The organism is Natrinema sp. LN54, from assembly GCF_052439245.1.
GTDB lineage: Archaea > Halobacteriota > Halobacteria > Halobacteriales > Natrialbaceae > Natrinema > Natrinema versiforme_A.
The window spans coordinates 161,421-181,677 of the sequence record NZ_JBQVRP010000003.1 but is presented as its reverse complement, the minus strand read 5'-3'; the positions used below and the strand labels follow the sequence as shown (position 1 = coordinate 181,677).

At 63.5% G+C, this 20,257-nt stretch carries 18 protein-coding genes, 1 tRNA gene and 1 pseudogene; 4 read left to right on the top strand and 16 right to left on the bottom strand.

Annotation, left to right across the window (positions count from 1 at the left end):
* Positions 1–223 precede the first annotated feature (223 nt).
* The gene (locus tag ACT4ML_RS10195) at positions 224–874 is read right to left on the bottom strand and encodes a DUF502 domain-containing protein (protein WP_444720766.1); all 651 of its coding nucleotides are present in this window, start codon (positions 872–874) and stop codon (positions 224–226) included.
* Between the two features lie 342 nt (positions 875–1,216).
* On the opposite strand from ACT4ML_RS10195, the gene ACT4ML_RS10190 reads away from it, so the two are divergent.
* The gene (locus ACT4ML_RS10190) at positions 1,217–1,393 is read left to right on the top strand and encodes a hypothetical protein (protein ID WP_444720765.1); all 177 of its coding nucleotides are present in this window, start codon (positions 1,217–1,219) and stop codon (positions 1,391–1,393) included.
* Positions 1,394–2,376: 983 nt separating this feature from the next.
* On the opposite strand, the gene fdhF is transcribed toward ACT4ML_RS10190, so the two are convergent.
* Positions 2,377–5,772 (bottom strand): formate dehydrogenase subunit alpha, encoded by a 3,396-nt coding sequence (gene fdhF / locus ACT4ML_RS10185; protein WP_444720764.1) that lies wholly within the window; start codon positions 5,770–5,772, stop codon positions 2,377–2,379.
* Positions 5,769–7,373, bottom strand: a complete 1,605-nt coding sequence (locus tag ACT4ML_RS10180) for an NADH-ubiquinone oxidoreductase-F iron-sulfur binding region domain-containing protein (RefSeq protein ID WP_444720763.1) — start codon at positions 7,371–7,373, stop codon at positions 5,769–5,771. The genes fdhF and ACT4ML_RS10180 overlap by 4 nt, the downstream gene beginning before the upstream one ends.
* 24 nt (positions 7,374–7,397) lie before the next feature.
* Between ACT4ML_RS10180 and ACT4ML_RS10175 the strand changes: the two genes are divergently transcribed.
* Complete coding sequence (locus tag ACT4ML_RS10175; protein ID WP_444720762.1) at positions 7,398–7,541, top strand: hypothetical protein; 144 nt, start codon at positions 7,398–7,400, stop codon at positions 7,539–7,541.
* A 62-nt stretch (positions 7,542–7,603) separates the two neighbouring features.
* Here ACT4ML_RS10175 and ACT4ML_RS10170 read toward each other — a convergent pair whose 3' ends face one another.
* The 6 genes and pseudogenes from ACT4ML_RS10170 to ACT4ML_RS10145 all read right to left on the bottom strand — a co-directional run bounded on the left by ACT4ML_RS10170 (position 7,604) and on the right by ACT4ML_RS10145 (position 10,469).
* Positions 7,604–7,825 carry a DUF7692 domain-containing protein gene (locus ACT4ML_RS10170; protein ID WP_444720761.1) on the bottom strand — a complete coding sequence of 74 codons (222 nt, stop codon included), beginning with the start codon at positions 7,823–7,825 and terminating at the stop codon, positions 7,604–7,606.
* Positions 7,826–8,040: 215 nt separating this feature from the next.
* Positions 8,041–9,036, bottom strand: coding sequence for a hypothetical protein (locus ACT4ML_RS10165; protein ID WP_444720760.1), 996 nt, complete (start codon positions 9,034–9,036; stop codon positions 8,041–8,043).
* Between the two features lie 18 nt (positions 9,037–9,054).
* Positions 9,055–9,351 carry a hypothetical protein gene (locus tag ACT4ML_RS10160; RefSeq protein WP_444720759.1) on the bottom strand — a complete coding sequence of 99 codons (297 nt, stop codon included), beginning with the start codon at positions 9,349–9,351 and terminating at the stop codon, positions 9,055–9,057.
* Between the two features lie 485 nt (positions 9,352–9,836).
* Positions 9,837–10,079, bottom strand: a pseudogene (locus ACT4ML_RS10155) (DNA-binding protein); the annotation flags it as partial.
* Positions 10,015–10,170, bottom strand: coding sequence for a DUF7563 family protein (locus tag ACT4ML_RS10150; RefSeq protein WP_444721145.1), 156 nt, complete (start codon positions 10,168–10,170; stop codon positions 10,015–10,017). The pseudogene ACT4ML_RS10155 and the gene ACT4ML_RS10150, both read right to left, overlap by 65 nt.
* Before the next feature lie 226 nt (positions 10,171–10,396).
* A tRNA-Pro gene (locus tag ACT4ML_RS10145) sits at positions 10,397–10,469 on the bottom strand.
* Positions 10,470–10,551: 82 nt separating this feature from the next.
* Here ACT4ML_RS10145 and ACT4ML_RS10140 point away from each other — a divergent pair.
* Positions 10,552–10,806 carry a pro-sigmaK processing inhibitor BofA family protein gene (locus ACT4ML_RS10140; protein ID WP_444720758.1) on the top strand — a complete coding sequence of 85 codons (255 nt, stop codon included), beginning with the start codon at positions 10,552–10,554 and terminating at the stop codon, positions 10,804–10,806.
* Between the two features lie 11 nt (positions 10,807–10,817).
* Here the strand turns inward: ACT4ML_RS10140 and ACT4ML_RS10135 are convergent, their stop codons facing one another.
* Both ACT4ML_RS10135 and ACT4ML_RS10130 read right to left on the bottom strand, forming a co-directional pair.
* Entirely contained in the window at positions 10,818–11,516 is a 699-nt protein-coding gene (locus ACT4ML_RS10135) for a DUF7504 family protein (protein ID WP_444720757.1), read from the bottom strand.
* A 147-nt stretch (positions 11,517–11,663) separates the two neighbouring features.
* A complete protein-coding gene (locus tag ACT4ML_RS10130) occupies positions 11,664–13,730 on the bottom strand; it encodes a DEAD/DEAH box helicase (protein ID WP_444720756.1) in 2,067 nt (688 codons plus the stop codon).
* 184 nt (positions 13,731–13,914) lie between these two features.
* On the opposite strand from ACT4ML_RS10130, the gene ACT4ML_RS10125 reads away from it, so the two are divergent.
* Positions 13,915–16,251 (top strand): methyl-accepting chemotaxis protein, encoded by a 2,337-nt coding sequence (locus ACT4ML_RS10125; protein WP_444720755.1) that lies wholly within the window; start codon positions 13,915–13,917, stop codon positions 16,249–16,251.
* A 101-nt stretch (positions 16,252–16,352) separates the two neighbouring features.
* Here ACT4ML_RS10125 and ACT4ML_RS10120 read toward each other — a convergent pair whose 3' ends face one another.
* The 5 genes from ACT4ML_RS10120 to ACT4ML_RS10100 all read right to left on the bottom strand — a co-directional run bounded on the left by ACT4ML_RS10120 (position 16,353) and on the right by ACT4ML_RS10100 (position 20,173).
* Positions 16,353–17,468: an ABC transporter substrate-binding protein gene (locus tag ACT4ML_RS10120; RefSeq protein WP_444720754.1), complete on the bottom strand. Its 1,116-nt coding sequence runs from the start codon at positions 17,466–17,468 to the stop codon at positions 16,353–16,355.
* 73 nt (positions 17,469–17,541) lie between these two features.
* Positions 17,542–17,664, bottom strand: a complete 123-nt coding sequence (locus ACT4ML_RS10115) for a hypothetical protein (RefSeq protein WP_444720753.1) — start codon at positions 17,662–17,664, stop codon at positions 17,542–17,544.
* 34 nt (positions 17,665–17,698) lie between these two features.
* On the bottom strand, positions 17,699–18,562 hold the full coding sequence (locus ACT4ML_RS10110) for an ABC transporter ATP-binding protein (RefSeq protein WP_444720752.1): 864 nt from the start codon (positions 18,560–18,562) through the stop codon (positions 17,699–17,701).
* Entirely contained in the window at positions 18,562–19,671 is a 1,110-nt protein-coding gene (locus ACT4ML_RS10105; RefSeq protein WP_444720751.1) for a FecCD family ABC transporter permease, read from the bottom strand. The genes ACT4ML_RS10110 and ACT4ML_RS10105 overlap by 1 nt, the downstream gene beginning before the upstream one ends.
* A gap of 136 nt (positions 19,672–19,807) precedes the next feature.
* On the bottom strand, positions 19,808–20,173 hold the full coding sequence (locus ACT4ML_RS10100; RefSeq protein ID WP_444720750.1) for a cupin domain-containing protein: 366 nt from the start codon (positions 20,171–20,173) through the stop codon (positions 19,808–19,810).
* Between the last annotated feature and the right edge of the window lie 84 nt (positions 20,174–20,257).

Sequence of the window (20,257 nt, the reverse complement as noted above, 5' to 3'; positions counted from 1 at the left end):
TGTGACCACGCACAGTCATCAGCGAGAAACCGGTCGATTTCGGGCCGCGTCGACCCGGTCCCTGTTTACCGGGTCGCTGCGGAGTCCGACACGCCGTGTCCCGTATTCCCGTCGGCCGGGTACGTGTCCACAGACGTACTTTCCGTTCCGACGTAATGTAGCCACGGCCAATCTGTTTTGGGCGAGTTCCTCGAGCGAGCGGAAGCGGCCGTGCCGGCGTCGTTCAGGTATCGTTGTACTCGCCATCGCCCAGCGTATCGGCCGCAACGCCAAGCGTTGCGATCGATCGGAACGCTTCTTCGACGGTCAGATCGACCTCGTGGACCTTCTCGGTGGGCATGTGCATCACGTAGCCGTTCGTGGCCGGGTTCGGTGCCAGCGGCACCATGATCGTCACCATCTCGTCTTCGCCCGCACTGGCTTCGACGACGGGTGGTGTCTCCGCGGTGAGAAAGCCGAGCATGTACGCTCCCTCGTGGGGGAATTCGACGAGTTTCACGTCCTGGAACTGATTCGTGTCGTCGTCGAGCAGGAGTTTGCTGGCCCGTCGAACGCTCTCGTAGACCGTGCTGACGCCGGGAATCGTCTCCATCGTCGCGTGGACGCGCTCGGAGATGTACTTCCCGGGAGTGTGCTCGGCGATGATGCCGACAAGCAGGAAGAACCCGACCACGGACAGCAGCGTCGCGAACTGAATGATCGGAACCGGCGGCTCGTTGGGCCAGACGTACGTCACGCCGGTTATCACCGGCGAGAGCACGCCGAGGATGAAATCGAGCACGACGAGCACGACGAGCAGCGTGGCGACCAGCGGAATCGTGATCACGATCCCGTTGATGAGCCACCGCTGAAATCTCGAGACGGAGTCGGCCATGTGGTCTGACAATCGGGATGAGTCCGAAACCGTTGGGCTTGCGGGCGGACTCGTCGCCGACCTCTCGCGGGAACGGCGTGTTAGTCGGTACCGTAACGGGTGTCCGTCTCCGAGTCCCGTCTCCTCTCTCGACGACAGGTACCTCGAGTATCGCAGCAAGAGACAGTTCCGGCAGCGTCTCATACCGGCATTCGATTCAGTTTCGTTGAAGCGTCGTTCGATATCGCCGCCGCTCGGGCCGAACACCGCTCGACTCGGCGGATCGAGCAGCGGGTATCACGCCGGACACCTTCACACTTTGGAGCGACAGTGATAGCCGCGTAGGGGCATCATTTAGATCCTATGTCAACCCAATCCGATCAGACGCGAGCCGCGGTCCGATGCGAGAGCTGTGGTGCAATTCTCGTCGCTGAGATCGAGCCGGACGGCTCCGTCCGCCCGCTCGGGACGAGCGAAGACTGCGTCTGCGGTGACGGCACCTTCGCGCGACTCGAGCAGCCCGCTGCGTCCATCCAGTGAGCGATCCGTGGTCCGTCGAGCGGCGTGAGCAGGTCTCGAGTCGCTCGAGTCCGGACAGCGATTTCTCGATGTTGTCCGAAGTGACTGTCCGTCTGGACGACACCGGTTGTCGGTGGACGATCGGCGACGTCAATCGGCACTGCCGATCGCTGTATCGTTCGTCCGCTGAATGATAACTAGCCACAACTTAGCTGGTATCGGATCGAATAGTGAAGATACTCGAACCACTCGTGCATATATGGCCCTGAATGTCCTATTCTAGGCGAGTATGTATAGCAATTACTCCGACGATAAGCTTTATTGTTGTACGTACGCTAATCGGTTATGAGGTGATGAAAACGAATACCGAACCCACCCCGACCACAAGTGACTCCCTGTGGCTATTGTGACCATACGTCTGTGCGACCCCTGCCATGGCGCACATCGGACGATTGCTGTTTCCGCCACCGATATACCTCGATCCTCGGCGTTCGTTTTTACGCAGTCGATAGCGCGGTAGTGATACTACACACAATACGCGGTCATTCTACCCGATATCTGGGATAGAACCGTACCTGTCTGTTCGCGCTGCACTCACGTATCGAGTTTCGTAGACGGACGCCGAGAGATGGCGGATGCCGATCGCCGTTGGACGGAGGTCGTGTCCGTGTCCGATCCCGGAAGCGCTGCCGGCGGTCAGAGCGACCGATTCGGCGAACTCTTCCGCGCGCTCGCCGGATCGCGGCATGGTCACAGCAACGTCCCCTCGATGACGTTCCGGACGGCGTCTCGACGACGAAATCGGGCGGCACCACACGCTTCCGAAACTGCACGCCGCGAACGTCCTCGAGTACGACCGTCGTTCGAGCCAACTCGTCTATCGGGATCCGCCGGAGTTAGTCGAACACTGCCTCGACTACTGTATGGACCGAGACATACCCGTCTGATACGGCGTAGCGGGTACTTACAGCGCCGCTGCGGACCTGACGTGAGTCTGTCCGCGATCAGTCGTCGGATTGGCGGCCGCCGACATCTTCCGGGTCGCCGCCCTGTCCCTCGAGCTGGCCGGGCGTCGGGTGAACGTCCGCGTTCACCTCCTCGGGATCGGCGTCGAGCGGTGAGATACGGACGCTCGTCACCTTGTACTGCGGGATGAACGATGTCGGGTCGAGTTCGTGCTGGGTGAGCTTGTTGATCGCTCCCTGCGGGAAGTGCATCGGGATGAAGACGACACCGGGATCGGAGGTGTCCTCGACGGTGGCCTTCACGACGATCTCGCCCTGTCGCGACTCGACGCGGACGTACTCCTCATTTTCGACGCCCAACTCGTCGGCCATCTCGGGGTGGATCGTCACGAAGCTCTCCGGGACGTGATCCATCAGCGTCCCGACCCGGCGGGTCATCGTGCCCGTGTGCCAGTGGTACAGCACTCGCCCGGACGAGAGCGTGAGCGGGTACTCCTCGTCCGGCATGTCCGGCGGCTTGGCGTAGTCGGCGGGGACGAACCGCGCTTTGCCGTCCTCGAAGTTGAACTCGTCCTCGTAGAGGTAGGGGGTGCCGGGGTCGTCCTCGTCGAAACAGGGCCACTGGATCCCCTTCGTCTCCTCCTCGAGTCGGTCGTAGGTGACGCCGCCGTAGATGGGGACGAGGTCGTTGATCTCGTCCATCACGTCGGCCGGACCGTCGTAGTTCCAGTCGTAGCCGAACCGGCGGGCGAGCTGGATGAGAATCTCCTGGTCCGGTTTCGCCTTTCCGGGCGAGTCGACCGCGGGACGGACGCGCTGGATGCGCCGTTCGGTGTTCGTGAACGTGCCCGACTTCTCGGCGGCGGAGGCGGCCGGGAGGACGACATCGGCGTACTCGGCCGACTCGGTCAGGAAGATGTCCTGGACGGCGAGGAAGTCGACCTTCGCCAGCGCCTGCTCGGCGTTGTCGAGGTCCGGCTCCGAGAGGACCGGATTTTCGCCCATGATGAACATCCCGCGGAGGTCCCCGTCGTTGATGGCGTGGAACTGCTCCGGGAGACGGAGGCCGACGTCGTTCGGCGGGCGCTCGCCCCACTCGTCCTCGAACTTCTGGAGAACCTCCTCGTCGCCGAGGTCCTGATACCCCGGGAGCGTGTGCGGCGCCGGTCCCATGTCGCCCCCGCCGCCCTGGACGTTGTTCTGTCCGCGGAACGCCGAGAGTCCGGCGCGGGGCTTGCCGAGGTTGCCCGTCACCAGCGCGAGGTCGGCGATGGCCAGCACGTTCCGCGTGCCGGTGGTGTGCTGGGTCAGCCCCATCGCCCAGCCGAAGATGCAGGTGTCGGCGGTGGCGATGGTCTCCGCGGCCGTCTTCAGTTCCTCGGCGGGGACGGCCGTCAGCTCCTCGACCTGCTCGGGCGTGAACGGCTCGACCTTCTCGACCAGTTCGTCGAAGTGTTTCGTTCGCTCCTCGATGAACGCCTCGTCGTGGAGGTCGTTCTCGATGATGTACCGGATCATCCCGTTGATCCAGGCCACGTCCTCGCCGGGCGTCGTCCGGATGTACTGGTCGGCGTGCTCGGCCAGCCCCATCTCGCGCGGATCGATGACGATGAGATCCGCCCCGTCGCGAACGTTCTGCTTGATCCGCGTCGCGAGGACGGGGTGGGACTCGGTCGTGTTCGAGCCGGTGATGAGATAGCAGTCGGTCTCCCCGATGTCCTCGTTGATCCGGTTGGTCATCGCGCCGTAGCCGACCGTCTGCTGGAGGGCCGCGACCGTCGAAGAGTGACAGAGCCGCGCGCAGTTGTCGACGTGGGGCGTCCCGAGCACCTGCCGGGCGAACTTCTGGTTGAGGAAGTTCTCCTCGTTGGTCGTCTTCGACGAGGAGATGACCGAGAGGGACTCGCTGCCGTGTTCCTCTCGGATCTCGGAGAGGCCCTCGTAGACGCGCTCGAGGGCTTCCCTCCACGACGCCTCGCGGAACCCGTCGCGTCCGACCGGGCCGTCGCCCGCGTCTTCTTTCCGGACCAGCGGGGTCTCGAGGCGGTCGTCGGCGTCCACGTAGTCGTAGCCGAACTTCCCTTTCACGCAGGTCGAGAAATCGTTGGCCGGCGTCGACTCGGGGTCTGCGGGTCGGACGCCGAGTATCTCGCCGTCCTTGCCGTAGAGTTCGAAGCGACAGCCCACCGCGCAGTAGTTGCAAGTGGTCTCGGCCTTCGTGACCCGCGAGAGGCGCGCGTCGCCGACGGTCGTCGCGACGTCGAACAACCGTCCGGCCGGCATCGCCTCGCTGGCGACCCCCTCGGCGACGTGTTCGGCCCCTTTGATCGCCCGATCGCCGGCCTGCTTCAGGCTGTCGCTCGCCCGTCGTTTCGTGTCCCCGGCGCGCGCCTTCGCTTTCGCCATGTAGCGGGCGACGCCCGACAGGTCCTCGACCTCGGCCCCGCTCGCCTCCCGTTCGCGCCGCCCGTCTGGTACGTCGCGGTTCGGTGCCTCCGTCTGATCGGCCGTCTCCGCCTTCGGGCTCTCGAGGACCTTCCCGACGGAGTTCTCCTGCGTGAATCCGGGCAGCGGCAGCGTCGCGGCGTCGACCAGCCCCTGCTCGACCAGCGAGCCGGTGGGACAGACGGTGGCGCAGTGACCGCAGGAGACGCAGGTGGACTCGTCGAACGTCTCCTCGTCGTTCTGGAAGGCGATGCGGGTCTCGTCGGCGTTGCCCTCCATGCGGAGGACGCCCTCGACCTGCACGTCGTTGCAGGCGTCGACGCAGCGGTTACAGAGGATGCACTTGTTGCGGTCGATCTGGATGGCCGGCGAGGTGTCGTCGAGTGGTTCGTACTCGTCGCGGTCCTCGAAGACGCCCCACCGGGGCTCTTCGACGCCCTGTTGGATGGACGCGTCTTGGAGTTCACAGCGGCCGTTCTGTCCGCACGTCGTACAGCGCAGGTTGTGTCCCGACAGTTGGAGGTCGAGGTTCACGTCCCGCGCCTCGGCCGCGGCGTCCTCGTCGGTCCGGACCGTGAGGTCGTCCTCGGCCGGGAACGAACAGGCCGGCACGAGCCCGTGTTCGTCCGTGTGGACCGTACAGGTCCGACACTCGCCGCGGGGACCGATGTCGTCCGCCTGTTCCGTCTCCCGGTCGTAGTAACAGAGCGCGGCGAGCTCGTCGGCCGGTTCCGTCGACTCGATCGCGTCGATGATCGTCGACCCCGGCGGTACCGCGACGGGCGTGCCGTCGATCGTGAGGTGAGTCATCCGGTCCCCGTCGGTGCCCACGTCGGGGTCGTTTGCCGTCCCGGTCTCGAACTGTTCGGTGAGAGGGGTACTCGGCCGCGGATCGGACACGTCCGGCACCGAGGGGAGTCGTTCGACGGCGGTCGGCCGCCGCTCGGTCTCCGCGTCGTCGACGTGACTCGCCGGGTCCTCGCCGCTCATCGTTTCCCCCCGGCCTCGCACTCGCCGCTGGGACAGCGCCCCTCGGCGTGAGCGGTCACTTCCGTCTCGAACTCGCGCATCCCCGTGACGGCCGGGCGGACCGCCGAGCGGCCGAACTCGCAGATGCTCGTCTCGCCCATCACGCGGGACAGTTCGCGAATCTTCGCGTCCTCGTATGCGCCGTCGTAGACGTCTCGAAGCATCTCCGTGAGCTGGATCGTTCCCTGCCGGCAGGTGACACAGCGACCGCAGTTCTCCTCCTTCGCGAATCGGGCCCGCCGACCCGCCGTCGCGAGGACGCACCGCCCCTCGTTCAGCAGTTCGACCACGCCCTCCGTCCCGAGTCCCGCCCCCTCGAGGGCGGGCGCTGACGGGGACTGGGAGAGCGACCGGGTAAACCCGCCGAACTGGCCGCCGACGCAGGCCATCTTGAACCGCCCCTCGAGGTCGACGGCCTCGCGCACGTCCTCGAGACTCCCGCCGGTCGGCAGCTCCACGGTCGCCGTCGCATCGACGTCACCGGTCGCGGTGAGGAGGCGAGTGCCGGGATCGGCGTCGTCGGCGTCGAACTCCTCGGGATGGAGCATCGCACGCCGGACCTGCGCCATCGTTCGCGGCGTGTGGACGACGGTCGGCCGCCCGTAGAGCCCGTGTTCGGTCGGCGAAGGCGGGCGGAGACGGGCCTCGAGCCGGTCGTTGCCCTCCATCGCCTCGAGGGCCATCGTCGGCTCGCCGGCGATGTACCGGTTCGGTCCGACAACGACCTCCGGCCGCGCCGCGCGACCGAGTCGGTCCTCGGCCGTCTCCGCGACGTTGCGCGCGGCTTCGTGGACGCGCTCGCGCGCCTGATCGTCGGCCTCGTTACAGTAGACGACGACATCGTCGGCCCCGATCAGTTCCCCGACGGCCAGCGCCCCGTCGAGTACCTCACCCGGCGCGGCCTCGAGCAGGAGACGATCGGTCTCGTTGCGATCGTCGCTGTCGTTGGCGTTGACGACGACGACCGGCGCTTGTGCGTCGTCGGCCGTCGTTCCGCCGCCGTCCCCGCTCTCGGCTGCCTCGCGGGCGAGGTCCCACTCGGCGGCGATGGGATCGTCGGCGCTCCAGTCCCCCCGGCCGCGGCCCCGGATTCCGATTTCGCGGACGCGACCTCGCGCCGCCTCCGGCCGCTCGGTCGCCAGTTCGGCCGCCGACTCGTCGGGCACCGCCGCGGGGTCGACCCAGCCACACCGGCCGAGGACGCGCCGCCGGCCCACGGAGAGCGGCCCGTCGTCCGGCGTCGGAAGCGACGCCGGCTCTGATCCGTGTTCGACGACCGCCGCCGCGCCGTCGGTCGGCAGCCCACCCCGCTCGAGCGTCTCGACCAGCGACTCGAGCCGTCCCGCGACCGGTGCCGGATGGAACGCCGTCCGTCCGTCGCGAGTCAGCAGGACGAGCGGTTCGTGACTCCGGACCCCGGTCGGTCCCATCTCGAGGACGCGAGCGTCGGTCGCCGCCGCCCGAATCTCGTCGAGCGCGCGCTGTGCCCGCCGTTCGCGCCGCGACCCCGCCGCGACGCGGACCGCGGGCGCTCCGTCCGCCGCACTGCTCCGTTCGCTCATTACCTGCGAGTCCCACAACCCGCCATGAAAAGCTACGGGTGGGGTTGGCAGGTTCCGGCCGGTCGAGGGCTCTCAGAAGGGTGGCTCGAGTCCCGGCTCGTTGCGCCGACGGAGCCGATACACGAGCGCGACGAGGAGGGCGGCTCCCGCGAGGAGTACCGGTTGTAACAGTCGCCTTCTCCGGCGCGTCTCGGATCGCTCGTTCTTCGACTGCTGCGTTCGGTCTCCGATCATGCGTTCCCGTTTGCTAGCGTTGTGGATAGTCCTTTTCGGGGCTTTCGCTCGAGGATGAGGTCGTCGCGCTCGAGGACTTGGCGGGACGTTTGGGCGACCTTCGGAACGTCGTCGCAGGCACTCACCACTGCTTTCGTCTTGTTACAGTCGTCGAAGTCAGTTGCACGTTCGATCGCATCTCGTCGGTATGTGTAGTCGCTGTCGGTTCTGATTCGCATACTCGTACACACGAGCCCCGAAATCCTCGTTTTTCCGGCTCACTGAACGGCCCCATTTCGGTCCACAATCGCCGGAACGTATCACCCATCCAGAGACGAACGGCGACCCGAACAACGGATCGACTCGAGATATGCTCACGAGGAGTCGCAACTCGTGTGCATATTCGGGAAACAGATTCTGCCGACGTACAACCCCAAGGAGGGAAGTTTCCTTCTTACGAGTCACCATTCGAATCTATTTTGCTCAGGTACATCTGATCGCTAATTTCATCAATAAAGGCACAGAGGAGGTTATATTGGTTAATTATATGCCCTAAGTCGTCGACATCTTGTACTAACACCCGATTTGCATGCATTGTCTTGTTCCTCAGATCGCGTATCTCGGAAAGAACTTCTTCTGGATCAAGCGCTCGTAAGTCTCCAAGTTCTTCTACTTCAGAAAAATCATCAATTTGTTTCTCAGTCTCAAACCCACATGCTGTCGCAAGCGTCCGAGAATCACTGACTAGATTTTCCATATCTTTTAGGCCTAAAAACTCTGAGATATGTACTTCAGCATCTGTATTCCTATTTTGTTCCCAAGCCCGTTCTGCCGCTCGGCCTACCGCTTCTGTAAGATCCTCTGAACGGGGGTATTCTTCTTTAATTTCCCCGGCGATTGATTTCTCAAATTCTGCTATAATTGGGTAAAAATGCTCTCTTATTTTTCTCTTGTTTAACTCTGATAGAGTTATAATACCGTAACGCTTCTCAGAACTCAATTGAAATTCTTCCTGTACTGAGGGGAATTGTTCTACAATTCCTTCATAAGATAGTGCCTTTTCTGGCTCGTTGTTCAATTGAGCTATATCTTGTTCATCATCTGACTCTTCAAAAATATGGAACTCATGGTTGTGATAATGGTCCACCAACAGGAATGGATATTCATATATGCGATGAAATATTGGCAAGATCTCCTCATATGGTCCGATAACCATCTCTTCATCTAATTCGAATGTACAATCTTCCTCAAGATCGATGTATTTACGAGCAGATGGGACTGGGGCAAACCGATCATTCCTCGCTTTGTACTTATATAGATCTTCTTCAACTGATTCAGGGTCTAATACATCTATGTCTTCACAAATTTCATTTGAGAATGTAGTTTTCCCTTGAGTCACTGGAACATTTGTCTTAAGGACTATATCTTTTCCATCAATTTTGCGCATCATAATTTAATATCTCAATAATTACTGGTCTCGATGGCGCAGTGCACCTTCCGGGACGGTATAAGTAGTAGTACCAGATTTGAGATCACCATCTATGAGTACAAGATCGTGAATCCGGTATACTGGATCAGATTTGCTAACTTTCTCACCGTAGTGTTCTGAGAGAGTCGTAGCGGTACCGTCAGGGAGTCGTGTTTCAAACTCGCCAGCCGAAACATCCAATATCTCAAGAATTATCCCAGCATAGGGATCTGCATCATATCCCGGTGGAGATTCAGTTATTACGATATCCTTTTCTGCGTATGCAGGTTCTTTCATGTCCGTTAGAATCTACTATATACCAATCTATCATAATTATGGTGGTTGGAGATACGGTGATAGAATGTTTGCGCGTCCTACGTAGGTATCAGGAGGTGGAACAGTGAATTTGTTACTTGAGAGTTAGCTATAAGTGTTCTCTCAGTTGACCCCTATTTCATCTGCTTCAACTGGAGATCTGCGTGCGGCGGCAGGGGTGGGGCGCTGTAATTTTTTGGCGCTGTCCCCTCGGGGACACCCGCCAAGGGGGCTTTCGCGCGAAGCGCGAAACCGACCCGCAGCCGTTGCGGCACGATCGTGCCGCCGACCCCGCCCTCGAGGGATCGACTACTACTTAGGTTTCAGACGCAGCGGTGGTAGTCAAGCAAACGTGCAGAAATGAGTGGGAACGACAGTATAGCCATTATCTGGGCCGCTTCAGCGATCGGCGACCGCGCCGACGAATCCGGATTCGGTCCCACCGCCGGGAGTCTTCCAGGTCAACTCAGTGCCGCAGAGTGCCGTCGGATCTCGTCGAGATCATTGACGGTCGCACCGCCGTCGGTCGCGACCGTCTCGATCACATCCCGGGTGATCTCACCCATGTCTCGCAGCGTCGTCAGCAACAGGTGGTCCGACTTCGCCTCGAGGCGCGGCGTCGGGTCTTCGGAGAGTTCGACGGGACTATCGTGAGCGACGATGTCGAAGTGATCGTCTGCGACGGACACGCCGCTGCCGTCGGGCCCGACCGTCATCGTCACCGAAAACGCGCCGAAATTGCTCCGTAAGGTGAGCATTACAGTGGTAGCACTTCGACTCAGCGGAGCGCTGGGAGACCACCACCGACGGTATCGCCACCCTCCGTTAGCGGCCGCTAAGTGGTGTGAAAACGGTCCGAGCAAAACGGCAACAGCAGCCGCTTTGCTTTTATACGGTATGGGGTTGCCCGGATTTGAACCAATGGAAGACGGTCGCTCTCGCTTCGCTCGAGCGCTGCGACTTCCGAGGTTCAAATCCGGGCTCTTTCCGATTCCTGCTGCTCGCGGTTTTGCTCGCAGCAGTAATATGGGATCGCCCGGATTTGAACCGGGGTCACGGGCACCCAAGGCCCGAAGTATACCAAGCTAACCCACGATCCCGTACCCACCCTACCGCGCGCACATCATAAAGGGTTTCGTTACGAACCGAACGGTTTTCCCGGATGCTGTGGTAGCGCCGGCTATGACCGGCCTCGAGATCCTGCTGTTAGTCATCGTGCTCGTGCTCGTCCTCGCCGCGGCACAGCTCGTCCGGGCGGTCAGTCCCTTCATCGTCAACGCGGTGGTCGGGCTGGTGGTGCTGTACGTCGCGCAGGTCGTCTTCGGGCTCGGGATCGTCGTGACGCCGATCGTGATCGCGATCGTCGCGATCGGCGGCGTCCCGGGCTCGGTGCTCGTCCTCGCGCTGTCGCTGTTCGGTGTCGCGTTCGTACCCTAAGCGCCGCCGACTCACTTCCCGAGCGTCTGTGCGATATCCTCGTCGGTCGCTTCGGTCACCGGGTCCGAATCCGGCCCGAGTGCGATCGCCGGGTCCTCGTCCCACTCGGCCAGCAGTTCGGCGACCTCTTCGTCGGTCGCTTCCGGGAGCGAGTCGTCGGTAGCGTCGTCGGCGACGACCTCGTCGAAGATCGTGCCGAAGGTAGAGACGACACGATCCTCGTGACGCGTCGGATCGAAGTGGAAGTGGGCGTAGGCGTCGACGCTCGAGAGCCGGTTCGTGAGGACGTGCGTGAACTGGAACACGTCCTTCGGCGAGGCGTGCCGGAGGAGGGCGTCGAGCGAGTCGAAACAGACCGTGATGTCCTCGTCGGAGTCGGCCCAGTGCTTGCAAAAGCGGCTCACGGCGACGCCGATCTCCGAGAGGTCGGTCGGGTCGGTCACCGAGTCGGTGACGACCGGCCCGGTGAAGTCCGGCACCGGCTCGCCGCCGTCGGTCAGGACGTTCCCGACGGTGAGCAGCCCGCGTTTCCCGTCGATCGTCTCCTCGTCCGGCCGGTCCGGCTCCTCGTCCGCGAAGGTCACCGTCAGATGGGCCGTGCCGCCGTCGTCGTGACACAGCTCCTCGCAGGCGGCCGACTCGTCACAGCTCGGGTGGACGAGCAGGACGTTCGCCGGCGGATCGATCGCGGCTGGCGTACTCGGTTCCATAGTGACAGTCTCGGGGACGTCCCCGCGTTGGACACCGGTTGGTTCCTCTCGCTCTTTACCGTTCCGGCCGCCGACAGGTCAGTAAAAACGGTTGTGGCCGCGAAACGGGTCGCCATCGATCGGTCCCGATTCGATCTGAACCGAGCGTTACAAATCGGTATCGCGAAGCTCGAGGTCCGCGACGAGTTCGTAGGGGTGGGCGTCCTTCCGGATGCCGTCGAGGATCATGAAGGCCTGTCCGGGCTCCAAGAAGTGTTCGGTGACGACCTGACCCAGCGGCGTGGGCTCGAAGCCGTCGATGAAGTCGTACTCGAGGAGTTTCCCGATGGCGTGTTTCGTGGGGACCTCGCCGAGCATGCGGTCGTTGAGCGCCTTCGCGGCCTTGCCGCCGACCGTGATGTTCGCGAGCGTTTCCTCGACGGCGGCGGCCTCGTCGTAGTGGGTCATGACCGACTCCATCTCCCCTTTGAGTAGCTTGAAGGCGACCTCGTCTTCGGTCATCTCCATCGAGTTGTGGTAGGCCGTGTCCGGCTCGACGAGGACGTACACCGTCCCCTTGTCGTGGTAGTCGGGCCGGCCCGCGCGGCCGAGCATCTGGTGGAACTCCTGGACCGAGAGCCACTCGATCCCCATTGCCAGCGAGTCGAAGATCACCTGCGAGGCGGGGAAGTCGACCCCCGCCGCGAGCGCGGCGGTCGTGACGACCGCGGACAGTTCCTGCTCGCCGAACTTCCGTTCGACCTCCTTCCGGCGCTTGTAGTCGAGGCCGGCGTGGTAGGGCGCGGCCGAGTAATCGAGTTTCCGCGAAATCTCGTGACAGCGCCGCCGGGAGTTGGTGAAGATGATCGTCTGGCCGCGATACCCCTTCGAGGACTCGCTGTCGAACTCGCGTCTGACGAGCTTGTTCTCGACGCGGACCTTCTCCTGGCCGTCCGCGAAGGTGACGTGGCGCTCGATCGGCACCGGTCGTTCTTCGAACTCGATGAGCGTCGCCTCGAGAGCCTCCGTGAGCTGTTCGGGATTGCCGACGGTCGCCGAGAGGTAGACCCACTGTGCGCCGCCGTAGTCGTCACGGCGCTTCGCCCGCTGTTCGCAGGTGTACTTGAGCCGCGAGATCAGCCCGTCGAGTCGGTGGCCCCGGTCTTCCTCCTTGAGCGTGTGGACCTCGTCGATGACGACGGTTCCGATGTCGCCCATGTCCTTGCCCGTCCGCAGGGCGTGGTCGATCCCCTCGTAGGTGCCGACGATGACGTCGGCGTTGGGGTCGAACCGCTCGCCCTCGTCGGCGACCCGGCTCGCGCCCACGCGGATGGAGACGTCGACGAGGTGGCCGTACTCGTCCTGAAAGTCCTCGTACTTCTGGTTCGCAAGCGCCACGAGGGGGACGAGAAAGAGCATCGTCCCCTTGTTGTTCAACACGCGGTTGATCCCGGCCAGTTCGCCGACGAGGGTCTTCCCGGTCGCCGTCGCGGAGACGACCAACTGGTCGTCCCCGTCGAAAAGGCCGTGCTCGACGGAGAGGCTCTGGACCGGCAGCAGGGTATCGAACCGGTCCTCGAGCAGGTTCTGGAGCCCCGGATGCAGGTTCAGCGAGTCGGTGCGGACGGGCTCGACCTCGTCGGTCGTCGCCGAAATCGTATCGAACTTCGTCAGATCGGGATCCAGCTGGCCCTTGAGCAGGTTGACGATCCGCTCGAGATCCTGGACCTCCATCATGAGGTCCTCGAGTCGTTCCTTTGCGGCACCCGATACCGCACCGCCGCCCGAAAACGACAGTTGGCGCTCGAGTTCCTGCCGGGCGCAGTCCCGACAGATCCAGTCGTTGTCGTCCTTGACGGCGGTCTCGGTCGTGATCGGCGAGTATCGGCCCGCGGAGGCGCAGTAGCGACAGGTCCTGACGGTCTTTGCCTTGTCCTCGAGCTGGTAGCCCTCGAGCATCTCCCGTAGATCCCGTCGTCCGGCGGCGGAGGTCTGTTCGGAGATGCGGATCCGCTTCGCTCGGCGGGCGAGTTCGACGAACTCGTCGGGCTGGCGCGGCTCCTCGCTCGAGCCCTGCTTCAGCCGGAACTTGGCGGGGCGGGGGCCGGCCGAGGTTTCGGAGAGTCCGAGTTTCGCGCGGAACAGCCGTTTGCCGTCACGTTCGACGACGACGAGGTAGTCGTCGCCCGTTTCGTGACAGAATATCGTTTCGACCTGCTGGACCTGCTTCGACACGAACCCCACTAGGATGGGACGGTATTTCAGCGGTTCGGACTGCGCTGACCCGCCGACCGATCGCCGTCCGCTCGGCGGCCGGATCGGTATCTAACCGTACCGGTATCGAGCGATAATTGTGGTCTATAGCAGTATATACCGCTCTTAGCGACTTACATACGAGGGTGGTCGAATTTCCAACTCGATGGGTCCGAATCCGTGGGAGGGAATTCCGGGTGTTCGTCGCAGCTACGCGTTGCGATTCCTCGCTGCGCTCGTCGTCATCGTCCTCATCGTGGGGCTGTTCGGCGGCAGTATCTACGCACACACCGGCAACGAACTCCAGTCCGACGTCGAATCGCAGCTCGTCACCGATGCGGAGCAGGACGCGAACCGGCTCGACATCTGGTTCACGTCGACCGAACGGTATCTGGGATCGCTGCCCCGATCGACGGCGTTTCGCAACGACGAGCGGGTCGCGATCGCCAACTCCTTACACCGGGTGACCGACCGGACCGCGTTCGAGGGGGCATACTACGTCGACACTGAGACGGGGACCGTGCACGCGAACGCCGGCGCGAACGAAATCATCGCCGACGACACCACTCTCAGTGCCACAGTTGAAGAACACGTTTCGGCTGCAACGGCCGACGGGTCACAGGTCGTCTTCTCCGAGCCGTTCGAGACCGAGGACGGTCGGCCCGCGATGCTGGCCGTCAGCGAGGTCCCGGGTGAGTCCGACCACGCCGTCGTCGGGCTGGTCGACCTCGAGTCGCTGTCCCGATACATGATCGGCACCGACGAGACGGCCGACGTCATCGTCACCGACGAGGACGGAACCGTGGTCCTCGCCGAGGACCACTCGCTGCTGCTCGAAGACGATGTCCTCGAGTCGAGCGAGACCGCGGCCGAATCCGGGACGACCTCGCTCGAGGAAGATGACGGCGAGACCGTCGTCGGTTACGCGGCCGTCGGGAACGAAGGCTGGACACTGACGACCCGCGTCCCCGCCTCGGAGGCCTACGCGCTCCAGTCGAGCATCTCGAACTGGATCCTTGCGATGCTCGCCGTCACCTTCGGCGGCATGCTCGTGCTCGGCCTGACGGTCGGCCGGAACACCGCCGGTGAATTGCGGTCGCTCTCCGCCCGCGCGGCGGCGATCGAGGACGGTGAACTCGACGATCCCGTCGAGTCGGAGCGACACGACGAACTCGGCGATCTCCACCGGTCGATCGACCGGATGCGCCGGTCGCTGCGCGACCGTCTCGAGGAGGCCGAAACGGCCCGCGCGGAGGCCGAACAGGCACGGTCCGAGTCCGAGCAGTTCTCCCGCCACCTCGAGCGGATGGCCGACGAGTACGGCGAGACGATGCGGGCCTGCGCCGCGGGCGATCTCACGCGGCGACTCGAGTCCGACGCCGAGAGTGAGGCCATGGAGACGGTCGCCGCCGAGTTCAACGAGATGATGGACGACATCGAGGCGACGGTGGCCGCGGCGCGGGCCTTCGCCGACGCGGTCGACGAGACGGCCGATTCGACGGCCGAGGGCGTCGTCGAGGTGCGGTCGGCCTCCGAACAGGTGACCACGTCGATCCAGCAGATCGCCGACGGGGCGGAGCGCCAGAGCGACCAGTTCGCCGCGATCAGCACCGAGATCGACGACCTCTCGACGACGACCGAACAGATCGCCGCGACCGCCTCGCAGGTCGCGTCTCTCGCGGAGCGGACTGCCACGACGAGCGCGGACGCCCGCGAGTCCGCCCGCCGTGCGATCGACGGCATGAACGCTATCGAGGACGAGGCCGACGAGGCCGTCGCAGAAGTGACGCGGCTCGAGGACGAGATCGACGCGATCGACGACCTCCTCGAGTTCATCGGCGACGTGACCGAGCAGACGAACATGCTCGCGCTCAACGCGAGCATCGAGGCCGCGCGCTCGAGTCCGGGGGACGCGGAGTTCACCGCGGTCGCCGATCAGGTCAAGTCGCTCGCCGAGGACACCCAAGAGGCGGCGACGACCATCGAGGAACGGCTCGAGCGGGTCAGCACCCGAACCGAGCGGGTCGCGACCGTGGTTCGGGAGACGGACGACCGGATCGCGGACCACCGCAGCGCGGTCGAGTCCTCGGTCGCGGCCCTCGAGGAGATTTCGGCGTTCGCCGAGGAGACCAACGACGGGGTTCAGGAGATTTCGGCGGCGACCCAACAGCAGGCCGGCGCGACCCAAGAGGTCGTGACCATGACCGAGGACGTGACGGCGATCAGCGAGGAGACCAGCGCCGAGGCCGAGACGGTCGCGGCGGCCGCCGAAGAACAGACCTCGTCGCTCGTCGAAGTGTCCCACACCGCCACGTCGCTGTCCGACCGTGCGCGAGATCTCTCCGACGCGCTGTCGTCCTTCGAGGTCTCGAGCGAGCCGTCTCAGCCGGTCGCCCCCGCAGCGGGCGAGACCGAGGGGGATCTCTTCGCTGCGGCCGACGGTGACGATGACGACGAAAGTGAACACGCCGACTCGGCGGCTCCGAGCAGCGGTTCCGACTGAGCCGCGAGGGCGGTCGCTCGGTATCCAGAAGCGTTCGCTTTCGGGGTGGAAACGCGCTCGGCCGCTCGAGCGCCGGTCGCGCTCGAGTGCGAGCGGGCCGTTCAGAAGTCGCCGTTGACGATGTCGCTGACTTCCTGTGGGTCAAACAGGGCATCCTCGACGCCGTAGAGCTGCTGGGCCAACCGCTGAGTGGCGACGAGGTTGATGATCGGGCCCTGATAGAACGGGAGCGTCTTGGAGATGTTGCCGTTCTGGACGGCCGTCAGTTCCCGACCGACGTTGTGGTTTTCCATCGGTTCGACGAAGTTCTGCTGGAACTCCTCCTCGGTGAGGTAGTTCTCGGTTCGAAGCAGGATATACTCCGGGTCGACCTCGAGGAGCGTCTCGTAGTCGACCCCTCCGCGAGTGGCGTGGAAGTCCTTGACGTCGGAGTTCGCGAGCGCGTCCTCGACGCCGAGGTCCCGCAGGTGTTTGTAACTCGTCGACTCGTCGATGACGTAGGGGAGGAACGAGTCGTCCTCTATCTGCGGGTACAGGACTGCAGCCTCAGGGCGGTCGCCCGAGGGAACGACGGTCTCGAGTTCCGACTGGAACTCGTCGTGCAACGTCTCGAACTGGTCGTAGCGTTCCTGTTCCTGAAAGACTTCGGCGAGTTTCTCGAAGGCCTCGTACATCGTGAGGTAGTCGTAGTCCTGATGCCACGAGTAGTCCCGAGAGGTGATACTGTTCCCGAAGAACGGCGTCCCCGTCGCTTCGACCTGCTCGATGTCGTCGTCGCTCCAGTCGGCCCGTCCCTTGAGGAATCTCGGATCCATGACGAAGAGATCCACTTCCTCGGCAAGGTTCAGGAACTCTTCGCGCGTCAGCTCGTCGTCCCAGAGCGAACCGATCTCGTCCGGATCGACGCTCACGTCGGGAATATCTTCGTAATACCCCGTATGGAGCCGCCGCGTGAGATAGAGGTCCGACGGCGGTTCCTGACCCAGTGCGATCCCCATGTCGGCCCAATCCGCGGTGCCGGCGGCCCACGTCTGGGGCACCGACTCGAACTCGACATCGCCGACCGGTTGCATCGAGACCGTGTACGGATCGACGTCCTCGCTGTCGTCGTTGTCCGATCCGTCACCGCTGATACAGCCGGCCAGTGCGCTCACGCCCGCGATGGTCCCGCTCGTTCGAAGCACGTTGCGTCGCGTCCACGTCCGTTCGTCACTCATTATCTTTAGGCTAGCCTAAAACAACAAAAGTATTCCGCATCCGATCGCGACGGCGGCTCGACCCGCTCGAGCGCTACTGATCGCCGATGACGATATCGGGGACGGCCCGTCGGTCGAACAACCCCTCGTCGCCGAACTCGTCCGGGTAGATACCCCGCGCCGATCGTTGAGTTGGTAGAGATGGATGGTCGGTCATGCCGTCGTAGACGATGCGATCGTCCTAAACGGCGCTACGTCCGGCTCTCCGGCAGCGCTCGCTTGGGCAGCACCTGCAGTTCGGGCTCGTACGTGACCGTCGCCTCGACGCCGAAGACGTCGGCGAGCAACTGCTCGGTCACGACCTCTTCGGGCGGCCCCCAGTCGTAGAGTTTGCCGTCGCGCATCGCGACCAGATAGTCCGCGAAGCGGGCCGCCTGCGAGATGTCGTGGAGGATGACGGCGACGGTAACGCCTTTCTCCTCGTTGAGTTGGCGGATCGTCTCGAGGACCCGGAACTGGTGGTGGACGTCGAGGAACGTGGTCGGCTCGTCGAGCAGGAGGACGTCGGTGTCCTGTGCCAGTACCATCGCGATCCAGGCCAACTGCTTTTGCCCGCCGCTCAGTTGGCCGAGTTCGGTGTCCCGGATCTCCTCGATTCCCGCCAGTTCGATCGCCCGTTCGACCGCCTGATGATCCGCTTCGCTGACGCCGTCGAAGAAGCCCCGATGCGGGTAGCGACCGTGATAGACGAGGTCTTCGACGGAGATCGAGCTGAGCGAGTCGTTCTCCTGTGAGAGGACGCCCAGTTCGCGCGCCAATTCCTTCCGATCGAAGGTGTCGAGGTCCTCGCCGTGGATCTGCACCGACCCCGTATCCGGCTCGAGGTGGTTCGAGAGCGCTTTGAGAAGCGTACTCTTGCCGCTGCCGTTCGGGCCGACGAGGGCGGTCACCGCCTCCTCGGGAACGTCGAGGCGAGCGCAGTCGACGATCGTCTCCTCGCTCGTCGGATAACTGAGCTCGAGACCGTCGCCGACCAGTGCGCTGTCGATCGCGACGCCGTTGTCGTCCGTGATCCGCTCCCGTTCTCGGTTCGTGTCCTGCTGTGTGCGTGACATTATAGCTCACCCATCGATTGCTGCTTTCGCATCAGATAGAGGAAGTACGGGCCGCCGATCAGCCCGGTGACGACGCCGACCGGAATCTGGGTCCCGCCGAGTGCGAGCCGCGCGCCCACGTCGGCGGTCACCATCAGTGCGGGACCGGCAAAGAGACAGCCGACCATCAGCCGTCGGTAATCCCCGCCTACCGTGTTCCGGACGATGTGGGGGACGACGAGGCCGAAGAAGCTGACGACGCCGGCGACGGCGATCGCGACGCTGGCGGCCAAGATGGCGACGGCCGAGAGGAAAAACCGGACTCGTTCGACGCGCATGCCGAGCGATCGCGCGGTGCTCTCGCCCAGCATGAGGACGTTCAACTGTCGTGCGCCGGCGAGCGCGATCGCGATCGCGACGGCCGCCGGCAGGATCGCGATCCGGACCTCTCCCCAGCCGGTGCCGGTGAGCGATCCCGTGAGCCAGGCGATCGCCGTCTGGACGACGCCCAGATCGTCCGCGAAGAAGAACAGTCCCTGCTGGAGCGACTGGAAGACCATGTTGACGATCACGCCCGCGAGCACGAGCCGGACGGGGTTCGTGCCGCCCTTCCAGGCGATCGTGTAGACGATCACGAACGCGATCGTGCCGCCTAACGCGGCGATCAGCGGGAGGAAGGGAGCGAGCCCGCTGAAGACGACGAGCGTCGCCAGCACGGCGAACCCGGCCCCGGAGCTGACTCCCAGCACGAAGGGACTCGCCAGTTCGTTCCGCGTCACGGCCTGAAAGATCGCTCCGGAGATCGCGAGCGTCGCACCGGCGATGATTCCGACGAACACCCGCGGTAGCCGGAGGTTCCAGATGACGATGCTGCCGGTGCTCATCTCCGGCAGTTCGGTTCCGAACAGGAACGCCGACCACGCGTTGAGGTTGAAGACCACCGCGGGGTTGAAGACGGCCTTCCAGGCCTCGACGAACGTCATCGAGTACTCGCCGAAACTCACCTGTATCAGTCCGGCGATGACGGTAACGATCGTACTTCCGAGACAGAAGAGGACGAGCGTCCCCGTGACCCATCCCTCTCGCTCCCGGGCTGACCCGTGCCCATCGACCGACTGCGCTTCTCCCATCGTCATTTAGGTAGCCCTAAAAAGCGTATAGTAGTTGCGGTTGCGAGACGATATGGCAACGAGCGACGTGGCGGCGGGGCCGATACGCCGAGACAGCATCAGCGCGCGTATACGGTCTCCTATCCTGCGAACGCCGTTACTCGAGCAGCTCGATTTCGTCGTCGCCGTTGGGGACCGCACAGATGAACGCGCCCGGTTCCTCGCCCTCGTTGCGGTACCAGTGAACCGTCCCGGCAGGGATCAACAGCGAGTCGCCGGGCTCGACCGCGTGTTCTTCATCGCTGATCCCGACCGTGTACTCGCCCGCGAGGACGTACTGCTCGTGTTCGACGTCGTTCGTGTGTTTCGGCACTTCTGCGCCGGGCTCGAGGACGAACCGCCGGATCGCGAAGTTCGGCGCACCGTGATCGTCGGCGATCAAAACGCCCTTCTCGAGGCCGTCGGCGGCGTCGACCGTCTCGTACTCGATTTCGTCGCCGCGGCGAAGCAGTGGCTCGGTCATACTGCGAGTCGGTGCCGAAGTCACAAAACCGTCCGGGTCGCCGAACGCTGACCCCACTGGGAAGCGACGGTCCGTCGCTCGAGC

Excerpts from the sequence above, each read along its gene's own strand:
- ACT4ML_RS10195 (WP_444720766.1), bottom strand. The coding sequence starts at position 874 with ATGGCCGACTCCGTCTCGAGATTTCAGCGGTGGCTCATCAACGGGATC.
- ACT4ML_RS10190 (WP_444720765.1), top strand. The coding sequence starts at position 1,217 with ATGTCAACCCAATCCGATCAGACGCGAGCCGCGGTCCGATGCGAGAGC.
- fdhF (WP_444720764.1), bottom strand. The coding sequence starts at position 5,772 with ATGAGCGGCGAGGACCCGGCGAGTCACGTCGACGACGCGGAGACCGAG.
- ACT4ML_RS10180 (WP_444720763.1), bottom strand. The coding sequence starts at position 7,373 with ATGAGCGAACGGAGCAGTGCGGCGGACGGAGCGCCCGCGGTCCGCGTC.
- ACT4ML_RS10175 (WP_444720762.1), top strand. The coding sequence starts at position 7,398 with ATGAAAAGCTACGGGTGGGGTTGGCAGGTTCCGGCCGGTCGAGGGCTC.
- ACT4ML_RS10170 (WP_444720761.1), bottom strand. The coding sequence starts at position 7,825 with ATGCGAATCAGAACCGACAGCGACTACACATACCGACGAGATGCGATC.
- ACT4ML_RS10165 (WP_444720760.1), bottom strand. The coding sequence starts at position 9,036 with ATGATGCGCAAAATTGATGGAAAAGATATAGTCCTTAAGACAAATGTT.
- ACT4ML_RS10160 (WP_444720759.1), bottom strand. The coding sequence starts at position 9,351 with ATGAAAGAACCTGCATACGCAGAAAAGGATATCGTAATAACTGAATCT.
- ACT4ML_RS10140 (WP_444720758.1), top strand. The coding sequence starts at position 10,552 with ATGACCGGCCTCGAGATCCTGCTGTTAGTCATCGTGCTCGTGCTCGTC.
- ACT4ML_RS10135 (WP_444720757.1), bottom strand. The coding sequence starts at position 11,516 with ATGGAACCGAGTACGCCAGCCGCGATCGATCCGCCGGCGAACGTCCTG.
- ACT4ML_RS10125 (WP_444720755.1), top strand. The coding sequence starts at position 13,915 with ATGGGTCCGAATCCGTGGGAGGGAATTCCGGGTGTTCGTCGCAGCTAC.
- ACT4ML_RS10120 (WP_444720754.1), bottom strand. The coding sequence starts at position 17,468 with ATGAGTGACGAACGGACGTGGACGCGACGCAACGTGCTTCGAACGAGC.
- ACT4ML_RS10115 (WP_444720753.1), bottom strand. The coding sequence starts at position 17,664 with ATGACCGACCATCCATCTCTACCAACTCAACGATCGGCGCGGGGTATC.
- ACT4ML_RS10110 (WP_444720752.1), bottom strand. The coding sequence starts at position 18,562 with ATGTCACGCACACAGCAGGACACGAACCGAGAACGGGAGCGGATCACG.
- ACT4ML_RS10105 (WP_444720751.1), bottom strand. The coding sequence starts at position 19,671 with ATGGGAGAAGCGCAGTCGGTCGATGGGCACGGGTCAGCCCGGGAGCGA.
- ACT4ML_RS10100 (WP_444720750.1), bottom strand. The coding sequence starts at position 20,173 with ATGACCGAGCCACTGCTTCGCCGCGGCGACGAAATCGAGTACGAGACG.